The following is an 11,696-nucleotide window of genomic DNA, read 5'->3' as shown; positions in this document are numbered from 1 at the left end:
GCATCCTGCGTTTAGAATATTAACAATGTAATTAGTTATTATACATTAAAACGGAAATGCATAATGTCTCCATCCTGTACAATATAAGTTTTCCCTTCTACGGATAATTTCCCTGCCTCCTTTACCGCATTTTCTGATCCTAGATTAACAAAGTCATCGTACTTGATCACTTCAGCTCGGATAAATCCTTTTTCAAAATCGGTATGGATAACACCGGCAGCTTGTGGTGCAGTGAAGCCATTTTCGATCGTCCAGGCACGTACTTCTTGGACACCAGCTGTGAAATAGGTCGCTAAATTTAATAAAGAATATGCTGCCCTAATCAATTTATGGACGCCAGATTCTTCCAAACCTAGATCATCCAAAAACATTTTGCGCTCTTCGTAGCTCTCTAATTGCGCAATTTCAGATTCAATTTGGGCTGATATAATCAATACTTCAGCTTTTTCATCTTTTACTGCTTCCTTGACGCGTTCTACATAAGCATTACCTGTGTTAACGGATCCTTCGTCTACATTACATACGTAAAGTACTGGTTTTGCTGTTAATAAAGCTAGGTCTTGAATAAATTCAAAATCTTCAGCTTCGATAGGAGCTGTCCGTGCTGATTTGCCTGCTTCCAAATGTTCTTTGACTACAGATAGGATATCGAAAGTCCTTTTAGCATCTTTATCGCCGCCTGTTTTTGCCATTTTTTCGACTTTCTGAATACGTTTTACAACAGTGTCCAAATCCTTAAGTTGTAATTCTGTATCGATGATCTCTTTATCTCGGATTGGGTCTACTGAACCATCCACGTGGATGACATTACCATCATCAAAACATCTTAAGACGTGGATGATCGCATTTGTAGTACGAATATTTCCTAGAAACTGGTTGCCCAATCCTTCTCCTTTTGATGCTCCTTTCACCAATCCGGCAATATCTACGATTTCAATGGTATTCGGAACGATACGTTGCGGATTGACTAACTCAGCTAATTTATTAAGACGGGCATCCGGTACGGTAATTACCCCAACATTTGGTTCAATTGTACAAAATGGAAAGTTTGCTGCCTGCGCTTTCGCATTCGACAGACAGTTAAATAATGTTGATTTACCAACGTTTGGTAAACCTACGATACCGCATTGTAAAGCCATATATAGTGCAAATTTTTGAAATTGCACAAAGATAGAAAATTCACTGTAAATTTTAACTATCTTGTGCTATGCTTGAGTGGTACAAAATTGATGACGCACAATTTCTAAAGGATAAGGGGATAACAGAGCATAAGCTTGGTGGAAAGATCATTTGTCTCACTTGGTTTGAGGATCAATTGCACGCCTTTTCGAGTAAATGCCCTCATGCAGGTGCTCCATTAAAAAATGGTTGGTGTGAGCGTAACAAAGTGATCTGTGCATTCCATCGGCATGAATTTGATCTCGTGACAGGTAAAGGAAATCCTGGTCAACATAACTTTATCAATATTTATCCCGTTAAGCAAGAGGGATCTGCATATTATGTAGGTATTGAGAGGGGATTTTGGCGAAAATTTTTCGCTTCTAAAAAGTAACTAAAATATCATAACTCTTGATGCAATCGCATATCTAAGCAGTAAATAAGTATATTTGCTTTCGAAAACAAATTAAAAACATGCAGGGGAAAAAGATTGGTATAATAGGTAGCGGGAGCTGGGCGACGGCGATGATCAAGATGCTATGCGAAAATGACCAAGACAAACATATTTTTTGGTGGATTAGAAAAGAGGAAGATGCCGAATATATTCAAAAATTTAAACACAATCCAACTTATTTGAGTGGAGTTTCTGTGGATTTGAATATTACTTCCATTGATACAAATGCCAAAAATGTTGTTACTAATTCAGACATTGTTATTTTAAATACGCCAGCAGCCTACTTAAAAGACGCATTGAGGGGTGTCACCAAAGAAGATTTTAAAGATAAAATAGTGGTATCTGCCATTAAAGGGATTATTCCTAAAGATAATCTAATAATTGGCGAGTTTTTGGAACAGCATTATGATATTGACATCGAGCAGATTTGTGTGGTTGGAGGTCCCTGCCACGCCGAGGAAGTTGCATTGGGCAAGCTATCTTACCTGACATTTGGTTGCAAAAATTTGGAAAGTGCAGCTTTGGTAGCGTCTCTTTTATCTTCAAGGGTCATTAAAACGATCTTATCTGCAGATATTTTAGGTATTGAGTTTGGAGCTGTATTAAAAAATATTTATGCCTTGGCGGGTGGTATCTGTCATGGGCTGGGTTATGGCGATAACTTTCAGGCGGTGTTGGTTTCTAATGCTATTCGTGAAATGCGCCAGTTTGTAGCTAAAGTAGATGGTGATACATCCAGGGATGTTAATACCTCGGCTTATCTAGGGGACTTGTTGGTAACAGCATATTCGCAATTCAGCCGTAACCGAACATTTGGTAATATGATCGGTAAAGGATATAGTGTGCAGTCTGCACAACTCGAAATGAATATGGTGGCTGAGGGCTATTATGCATCGGCTTGTATTCAGGAATATGCAGAAAAGTATGCAGTCGAATTATCAATTTGTGATGCAGTATATCAAATTTTATATCAACATCAACCTGCATCCAAAATTATTCAGGCTTTGAGCGAAAAATTAACATAAACGTAGCGATAGAGTAGATGATAACAAGAGAAGCAATTGCTTTAGCTTATAAAGAAATTCAAGATGAAATATGCCAGGCCTTGGAGCGTTTGGATGGTTCGGCCCGATTTGAGGAAGAGCTATGGGAAAGGGATGGTGGTGGAGGTGGCCGAACCCGGATTATTCAAAACGGCAGTATATTGGAAAAGGGTGGTGTTAACTTTTCTGCCGTCCATGGCAAACTGCCTGAATCGATCAAAAAGGCATTCGGTGTGGATGAAGATGATTTTTTTGCCACTGGTGTTTCCATCGTTATTCATCCGAATAATCCTTGGGTACCGATCATCCATATGAATATCCGATATTTCGAATTAAATGAACAGATCCGTTGGTTTGGAGGGGGGATTGACCTCACGCCGCATTATGTTGATGCAGATGACGCTAATTTTTTTCATCGGCAATTAAAATCGGTATGCGATAAACATAATCCTACTTTTTACGATGAATTTAAAAAATGGGCCGATGATTATTTCTTTATTCGTCACCGCCAAGAAACGCGTGGAATAGGTGGAGTATTCTATGATAAGTTAAATACCGAGAAAACAGGAATGTCTATGGAAGAAATTTTTGCATTTTCCTGCGATTTAGGACGTAGTTTCGCACCAACTTATACGGTATTGGTTGATAAAAATAGAAATAAAACTTTCGATGATAAGCAGAAAAATTGGCAATTGATCCGCCGTGGACGCTACGTCGAATTTAATTTGGTATGGGATTCTGGTACCAAATTTGGATTGGAGACGAACGGACGCATAGAGTCTATATTAATGAGTTTACCATCCCAAGCCAATTGGGTATATGATCATCAACCTGAAGAAGGCTCCGAAGAAGCCAAAACCTTATCCTTATTGCGAAAAGGTATTAACTGGATTTAATAATCGAAAAAAGAATTAGATGGTTTCATACCAAAAATTTACGTTAGAAAATGGCTTGCGTGTCTTGGTACACGAGGATCATAACACAGCAATGGCCTGTGTAAATATATTGTATGATGTAGGTGCGCGAGATGAATCTCCAGAACAAACGGGTTTTGCCCATTTGTTCGAGCATTTGATGTTTGGTGGTAGCGTCAATATTCCAAACTTTGATACTGAATTGCAAAAAGTAGGCGGTGAAAACAATGCCTTTACCAGCAATGATATCACTAATTACTACATTACTTTGCCCTCTTCTAATTTAGAAACTGCACTTTGGTTAGAATCCGATCGAATGTTGAGCTTGGCTTTCTCGCCTCAGAGCCTTGAAGTACAGCGGAATGTGGTGAGTGAAGAATTTAAGCAGCGCTATCTCAATCAGCCCTATGGTGATGCTTGGCTTAAATTGCGACCTCTGGCTTATAAGGTACATCCGTATCGTTGGGCAACCATTGGAAAAGAGTTGAAACATATTGAGGATGCCACCATGGAGGACGTTAAAGCATTCTTTAAATTACATTATAATCCACGGAGTGCAATCATGGTGATTGCAGGAGATGTACATTATGAAGACGTTAAATCTATGGTCCAAAAATGGTTCGGTGATATTGATCCCGGTCAAAAATACATCCGCCAACTTCCACAGGAGCCCATACAGAAAGAATTGAGAAGGGAGACGATTTTTGCCCCTGTACCACTGGACGCCCTTTATATGACTTTCCATGGGCCTGCCCGATTGGAAGAAGGTTATTTTGCCATGGATCTGTTGTCGGATATTCTTTCTAGAGGATCTTCATCAAGGCTCTACCGCAGACTGGTGAAAGAAGAGCAACTGTTTAGTGAACTAAATGCCTATGTAATGGGCAGTATTGACAATAACTTGTTTGTAATTGAAGGTAAACCATCCGAGGGAATATCCTTGGAAGAAGCTGAAAATGCCGTATGGGCTGAACTTGATCTCCTAAAAAAAGAATTGGTGTCTAATGTCGAATTGGAAAAAGTTAAAAATAAAATGGAGTCAACAAATGTATTTGCAGAATTATCGATCTTGGATAAGGCAATGAATTTGGCTTTTCATGAGTTGCTTGGCGACGCCGATGGTATCAATACTGAAGTTTCGAAATATTTGGCTGTGACTGCTGAACAAGTGCAGCAGCAAGCACAGGCTATTTTTAGTCGTGAGAACGCATCAATATTAATGTATAAAGCACAAGAGGAGGAGATACGACATGTTGGATAGAACAAAGGCACCTGAATTTCGTGAAATTGGCAATATAACTTTAAAAGAGCCTGTTAGAAAACGATTCGCAAACGGCTTGCCAGTATATATATTTCACTCTCCTGAACAGGAACTTGTTCGTATCGAATGGATTTTTGAGAATAAATACCTGGATGCGCAAAGTGAAAATCCATTGCTAAATAGTGCATTAAGCGCTTTGCTCAAAGAGGGGACGATGACGATGTCAAGTGCAGAGATTGCCGACAAGGTAGATTTTTATGGCGCTTTTCTCGTACCTGAATACTCTTTTGATATTACTTCGCTCTCTTTATATACATTGAATAGACACAGTCAAGTACTTCTGCCTCTTGTTAAAGAGATTCTGACAGAAGCATCAATTCCGCAACAGGAGCTTGATACTTATCTTCGCAACAATAAACAAAAGTTTCAGGTGTCCGTTCAGAAAAACGACTACCTAGCGCGGCGGAAGTTCTACAATTTGGTCTTTGGAGAAAGCAATCGTTATGGGCGTACACCAAAATTGGAGGATTATGATGCGATCGATCGGGATCAATTAGTTGCGTTATATCAAAAAGAGATCGTGCCGAATAATTGTACCTTGATCGTTTCGGGGAATGTTTCTGACGATCTAATCAACGAGTTGGAGCAGATCTTTGGACTTGAATGGAGGAGTGAAACGACATGCGCTAATGTAGATCATCCTGTATTATTCCAAGATGCAGCTGGTCTGGCTTACGAAGAGAAAGAAAATGCATTGCAGTCGGCCATTCGCCTGGGCACTCAGACCATTTCGAGGACACATGCGGATTATCCTGCTCTACAATTTGTAAATACGCTACTAGGAGGATTTTTTGGTTCACGTTTGATGCGTAATATCCGCGAAGAAAAAGGGTATACCTACAGTATCGGTTCTGCAGTGGCTACCTTGAAACATACTGGCTTTTTAACGATTGCGACAGAAGTGGGGGTGGACGTAACTAATGCGACTTTGGTGGAGATAGAAAAGGAAATCAATCTCTTAAAGACTGCATTAGCTACGCATGAAGAAGTAGAGCTGGTGAAAACGTATATGGAAGGATCTATGTTAGGATCACTCGAGAGTATTTTTTCTCACGCTGATAAATTCAAAAGTGTGTTGTTGAATGATATGGGCTTGACGTATTATTCTTATTACATGGAGCAGATTAAAACGATGACGCCCGAAAAAGCTCGTGATATAGCAAATAAATATCTCGATTTCGACCAAATGGTAAAGGTTATTGTGGGCAAGTTCAATCAATTGAAACCAATTCATCAAACGGTTGTAAATTAAATTTTGTGAACTACAAAAATCAAATCCAACTTTGTATTTTTGGTTTTTGTTAAAAAAGCATACGATCCAACATGGAATTAAAATTAAAAAGACCATTGGTATTTTTCGATTTAGAGACGACAGGAGTTAATGTTGCGACCGATCGAATTGTAGAAGTATCATTTTTGAAAGTGATGCCCAGTGGTGAAGAAACAGTATATACGAAGAAAATTAATCCAGAAAGACCGATTCCTGCAGAATCAACGTTTTTCCATGGCATTCGTGACGAGGACATTAAAGATGCGCCAACATTTAAAGCAATTGCAGTAGAACTGGCCGCTTTTATTGGCGAGTCGGACTTGGCAGGATATAATTCAAATAAGTTTGACGTGCCCATGCTCATGGAAGAGTTTTTACGTGCAGGCGTAGATTTTTCTTTGGAAGGGCGTGCCTTTGTTGATGTACAGAACATCTTCCATCAAATGGAGCAGCGCACATTAAAGGCCGCGTATAAATTTTATTGCGACGAGAATCTTGAGAATGCACATACTGCTGAAGCGGACGTACGTGCTACTTATGAAGTTTTGAAAGCGCAATTGACAAAATATGAGGGATCTGCATTTGAGGATCGCCATGGTGTTATATCTTATCCTGTCGTCAACGACGTAGCTGCATTACATGAATTTACAAACTTAAGTAAGCCTGTGGATTTTGCGGGCCGCATTGTATATAACGAAGATGGCTTGGAAACTATTAATTTCGGCAAACACAAGGGAAAACCTATTGTGGAAGTATTTGAACAAGAGCCGAGTTATTACGCCTGGATGCAGAATGGAGATTTTCCACTATATACCAAAAAAGTACTGGAAAATATCTGGATAAGATATAAGAAAGAAAAAAGTGAGCAAAAAGCGAAAGCGGCACCCATCCATTCGGTAGAGGATAAAAAAACCGCTAAGAAGGAGTTCAATCAGCAAAAAGAAGAGGCACCTCAAAGTATCTCTCTGGATATGCTGAAAGGATTGCAAGATAAATTTAAAAAATAACTTTATTAATAGCTTAGAAAAAGGATTATGGAATTCAAACAAGAAGTGGAGCATGTACAATGTTTGATTATTGGTTCAGGCCCAGCGGGATATACTGCAGCAATTTATGCAGCTCGTGCGGATATGAAGCCAGTGGTTTATACAGGTATTGTACCGGGGGGGCAGTTAACACAAACAACAGAAGTGGACAATTTTCCGGGGTATCCAAAAGGGATTACAGGACCAGTTATGATGGAAGATCTACGGGAGCAAGCTGAACGCTTTGGTACTTCCGTACGCTTTGGGTATGTGACAAAAGTAGACTTTACAGGCGATGTACATCGCGTAGAAATAGACGGAACAGTACAAGTTACAGCAGACACGGTGATTATTGCTACAGGGGCAACAGCGAAGTGGTTGGGCTTGGAATCTGAACAAAAATATAACGGTTTTGGGGTATCAGCTTGTGCTGTATGTGATGGTTTTTTCTTTAAAAATCAAGAAGTTGCAATCGTAGGTGCCGGTGACACTGCCGCAGAGGAGGCAACTTATCTCGCAAAATTATGTTCGAAAGTACATATGTTGGTGCGTCGTGATGAATTCCGCGCTTCCAAAGCAATGGTGCACCGCGTAATGAACACGCCAAATATTGAAGTACATTATAACTCCGAAGCAAAAGAGGTATTAGGTGATGGTCAGGTCGTGACTGGAATCCGAGTGACCAACAACAAAGACCAGTCTGAAAAAGATCTGGAAGTAACGGGGTTCTTCGTGGCAATCGGTCATAAACCAAATACTGAATTATTTACAGGAGTATTGGATATGGATGAAACAGGGTATTTGATTACTAAGCCAGATAGTACGGCGACCAATATACCAGGGGTATTTGCCTGTGGAGATGTACAGGACAATATATTCCGTCAAGCAATTACTGCGGCCGGTACCGGTTGTATGGCAGCGCTTGAAGCAGAAAGATATCTTGCTGCCAAAGAAAGCGGAGAATAAAACGGCGAAAAATAGGGGATTCCGTATGGAGTGTTATCCCCGTCAGAATAAACGGATTAATGTATTTGTAGGAATAAGCTCGATTTAATATCGGGCTTATTTTTTTGCATAGGACTATCGTGTTGGATTGAATCATCTTGTAAAAATAAATAACCTTAAGAAGAGTATAAAAATAGTTTTCAAAAANNTTTTTGAAAACTATTTTTATATTTGTACTGTCGTTAACAATTGGCGTTGGCAACGAACATAAAATATAGACTACAAATTTTGAACAAGTATGAAAAACGACTATCTAATCGCTCCTGTAAGCAACCGAGAAACTACCCCAATTTTTAAATCCTTCCTTTTCATTTGTCGAATGCGAATGTGCCGTTGAGCACTTCCTTTTTTCTTGTTTATTCTTCATTAAGCAAGTAATTCGAGTTTTAAAAAACAAGCGTACCAATGGCGTTGGCACTTGTTTGCGTATTCACATTAAATAGAACTGACAATGAAAAATTTCAGCGTACTTTCGTATGCTATTTTAGTCGTGCTGTTGTTGCATGCCTTTGCGTCGGTACAGGCACAGCAGCCTCAACCGATCATCAACGCATCCCTAATAGGAACGGTAATAGATGCGACAACCAAAGAGCCCATTGAAGGAGTGACCATACAATTGGAAGCTGTGACACATAGTGTAAAAACAGATCGTAATGGTAAATTCCAATTTGTCACAGGGCAGAAACTTCCTTTTACCCTTATCTTAACCTTTGTTGGTTATCATAAGAAAAAGATCATCGTAAATACCTCACCAGCCGTTATTGAGCTATCTCCTTCGTCCGAAGATCTTGAAGAAGTCGTGGTGGTGGGGTACGGAACCCAAAAACGCCGTGATTTGACAGGAGCGGTGGCATCCTTGCCGGAAAATCTGCTCAAGCAGCCTGTGTCTTCTCTCGATCAGACCTTGAAAGGTGGGATTTCTGGTGTTCAGGTTACGCAAACTTCGGGGCAGCCCGGAGGGGGAGTGAGTGTCCGTATTCGGGGCGGTGCCTCCATACAAGGCGGAAATGAACCACTGTATGTCATTGATGGTTTCCCGGTCTATAATCAGACCGAAAGCACAGGCGTTGGGAGTGGAACTCCAGTGAATTCCCTAGCCAGTATTAGCCCCGCGGATATTGAAAGCATTGAGGTGCTGAAAGATGCGGCAGCGACAGCAATATATGGGTCGCGTGGGGCAAATGGTGTTATTCTTGTGACCACCAAAAAGGGAAAAGCTGGGCATGTACAGTTAAACTACGATGGTAGTATTGGAGCACAAAGTGTGCTCAAGAAAATTGACGTCCTGAATGCCCATGATTTTGCCATTCTTCGTAACGATGCATTGTATGATGCTAACCCCAGCTTGGGCCCCAATCAATATCGGAAACAAACAGAATTGAATCAATTAGGTGAGGGGACAAATTGGCAAAAAGAAGCCTTTCGAACTGGGAAAATACAAAACCACCAATTATCGCTGTCTGGAGGAGCTGAGAAGGTGCAGTATTTTCTGGGTGCAAATTATTTCGATCAGGAAGGCGTTATTATAAATACAGATTTCAGACGTTTGGGATTCCGTTCCAACATCAATGCAAATCCCTTCGATCGTTTGCAGGTAGGAGCCAATTTGTCCATTAATAAAACAAATGCCCAGATCGCTCCATCAGGTATCGTGAATGCACTGCTCATTATGCCGCCAACAGCAACAATATACGAACCGAATGGCGGCTATACGCTGCGCAACCCTTTTGAGAACATCTTCGCCAATCCCATTGCAACATTGAAAGAAACCACAAATACATCCAATGGTTTACGTGTTCTTGGTACCTCCTTTGCACAATATCGTATTTTAAAAGGGCTACAGGCGAAAGTGCTTCTTGGGGTTGATCTCAATAACCGCGATGACAAATTCTATCTTCCGTCCTATATCTATGAAGGTGCGGGATCTAAGGGGGAGGCAAGTTTGGGAAATTTAAATGGTACCTCCTGGTTGAATGAGAATACTTTAACCTATACCGGGGTTATCGGACAACATAATTTCAATGCGCTACTTGGTTTTACACAGCAGGAAAATAAAAATGAGGTGTTCAGTGCCGGTGCACAGCATTTCGTTACAGACGATTTGCTTTTCAATAATCTGCAGAGTGGATCTATCCTCACAAGACCTTCCTCGGATACCTATAATTGGGTGTTGCATTCCTATTTGGCGCGGGTCAATTATAATTATGCGAATAAATATTATGTTTCAGCGAGTGTACGTCGTGACGGCAGCTCCAGATTTGGCGCTGCCAATAAATGGGGAAATTTCCCTTCATTGGCATTCTCATGGCGTATAATAAACGAACCCTTTTTTAAACAGGTTTTCCCCGGTATTGATGATTTTAAAATACGCACTAGCTTCGGCACAACCGGGAATCAGGAGATAGGGCAATATCAATCACTTTCCACCTTGTATAGTTTAAATTACCTCTTTGGAAATAATGTAGTCACGGGCTTTGCCTCGCAACGGGTGCCGAATAAGAACTTGGGATGGGAGACCACCTTTCAATATGATGCCGGTTTTGACCTTTCACTTTTGAGAAATCGATTACAGTTTACCGTGGACTATTACTATAAAAAGACGAAAGACCTGTTGTTGAATGTGGAGATTCCCTGGACCTCAGGTTATGCCACTTCATTGCAAAATTTTGGCTCTGTTTCAAATAAAGGTTTAGAGTTAGGTCTGAAATCAAAAAATCTACAGGGAAATTTAAATTGGAATACAGATCTAAATATCTCTTTTAACCGAAATAAGGTATTAACCATCGGTGAAGGCGCTACATCTTATATCACAGGAAACTATATTATTAAAGTTGGAGAACCATTAGGGACCTTTTATGGAACTGTTATCGATGGTATTCTACAATCGAGCGAGGAGAATAGTAAGGGGGCGTTGACTGGCAATGCAAATCCTAAAGCCGGCGATCGCTTGTATAAGGACATCAATGGCGATGGCCAGTTTACCACTGCCAACGACCGGACCATCATCGGCAACGCGCAGCCTGATTTTATATTTGGTATCAGTAATACGCTTTCCTACAAAGGATTTGACCTATCTTTCCTTATTCAGGGAACAGTTGGCAACGACCTGCTGAATATCAACCGCCAAAACCTCGAGATGTTTACCGGTCAACAGAACGCATCAATTGAGGCGCTTAACCGCTGGACACCAGACAATCCAAGTCAGCTATATCCGAGAGCCAAGCTTGACCCTGCTCCGGTATTCTCGAATCAATTTGTTGAAAGCGGATCATTTGCGCGACTGAAGTCTCTGCAACTTGGTTATAGCTTTCCGAAAGAATGGTTGAAAAATGCACATATCACGAATTTGAACCTATACCTGGCTGCACAAAATTTATTGACATGGACTAGCTATCGAGGATTTGATCCTGAGGTAACCTCAGGTAGCAATGTCCAGATTGGTACGGATGCTGGGATTTATCCAGCTGCTAAGTCTGTTTCTGTCGGTATATCCTTAACCTTCTAAT

The 11,696-nt window shown here is 40.6% G+C and carries 9 protein-coding genes; 8 read left to right on the top strand and 1 reads right to left on the bottom strand.

From position 1 onward, the window contains the following. Window positions 1–38: 38 nt before the first annotated feature. Entirely contained in the window at window positions 39–1,139 is a 1,101-nt protein-coding gene (gene ychF / locus B4A24_RS07820) for a redox-regulated ATPase YchF (protein ID WP_293944164.1), read from the bottom strand. A gap of 68 nt (window positions 1,140–1,207) precedes the next feature. On the opposite strand from ychF, the gene B4A24_RS07815 reads away from it, so the two are divergent. From B4A24_RS07815 to B4A24_RS07780, 8 genes are all read left to right on the top strand, one after another. Continuing rightward, on the top strand, window positions 1,208–1,552 hold the full coding sequence (locus B4A24_RS07815; RefSeq protein ID WP_293944162.1) for a Rieske (2Fe-2S) protein: 345 nt from the start codon (window positions 1,208–1,210) through the stop codon (window positions 1,550–1,552). An 80-nt stretch (window positions 1,553–1,632) separates the two neighbouring features. Further along, on the top strand, window positions 1,633–2,637 hold the full coding sequence (locus B4A24_RS07810) for an NAD(P)H-dependent glycerol-3-phosphate dehydrogenase (RefSeq protein ID WP_293944160.1): 1,005 nt from the start codon (window positions 1,633–1,635) through the stop codon (window positions 2,635–2,637). A 17-nt stretch (window positions 2,638–2,654) separates the two neighbouring features. Next, window positions 2,655–3,551 carry an oxygen-dependent coproporphyrinogen oxidase gene (gene hemF, locus B4A24_RS07805; protein ID WP_293944158.1) on the top strand — a complete coding sequence of 299 codons (897 nt, stop codon included), beginning with the start codon at window positions 2,655–2,657 and terminating at the stop codon, window positions 3,549–3,551. A gap of 19 nt (window positions 3,552–3,570) precedes the next feature. Then, window positions 3,571–4,830, top strand: coding sequence for a M16 family metallopeptidase (locus tag B4A24_RS07800; protein ID WP_293944156.1), 1,260 nt, complete (start codon window positions 3,571–3,573; stop codon window positions 4,828–4,830). Further along, window positions 4,820–6,142, top strand: coding sequence for a M16 family metallopeptidase (locus tag B4A24_RS07795; RefSeq protein WP_293944154.1), 1,323 nt, complete (start codon window positions 4,820–4,822; stop codon window positions 6,140–6,142). Before B4A24_RS07800 ends, B4A24_RS07795 begins: the two co-directional genes overlap by 11 nt. A gap of 71 nt (window positions 6,143–6,213) precedes the next feature. After that, window positions 6,214–7,167 (top strand): 3'-5' exonuclease, encoded by a 954-nt coding sequence (locus tag B4A24_RS07790; RefSeq protein WP_293944152.1) that lies wholly within the window; start codon window positions 6,214–6,216, stop codon window positions 7,165–7,167. Window positions 7,168–7,194: 27 nt separating this feature from the next. Beyond that, window positions 7,195–8,151, top strand: a complete 957-nt coding sequence (gene trxB, locus B4A24_RS07785) for a thioredoxin-disulfide reductase (protein ID WP_293944150.1) — start codon at window positions 7,195–7,197, stop codon at window positions 8,149–8,151. 490 nt (window positions 8,152–8,641) lie between these two features. Further along, window positions 8,642–11,695 carry a SusC/RagA family TonB-linked outer membrane protein gene (locus B4A24_RS07780; RefSeq protein WP_293944148.1) on the top strand — a complete coding sequence of 1,018 codons (3,054 nt, stop codon included), beginning with the start codon at window positions 8,642–8,644 and terminating at the stop codon, window positions 11,693–11,695. The last annotated feature ends 1 nt before the right edge of the window (window position 11,696 follow it).

It is taken from the genome of Sphingobacterium sp. UBA7249, from assembly GCF_002472835.1.
In the GTDB taxonomy this organism is placed as follows: Bacteria; Bacteroidota; Bacteroidia; order Sphingobacteriales; family Sphingobacteriaceae; genus Sphingobacterium; species Sphingobacterium prati.
This window is presented reverse-complemented; position numbering and strand designations above follow the sequence as displayed.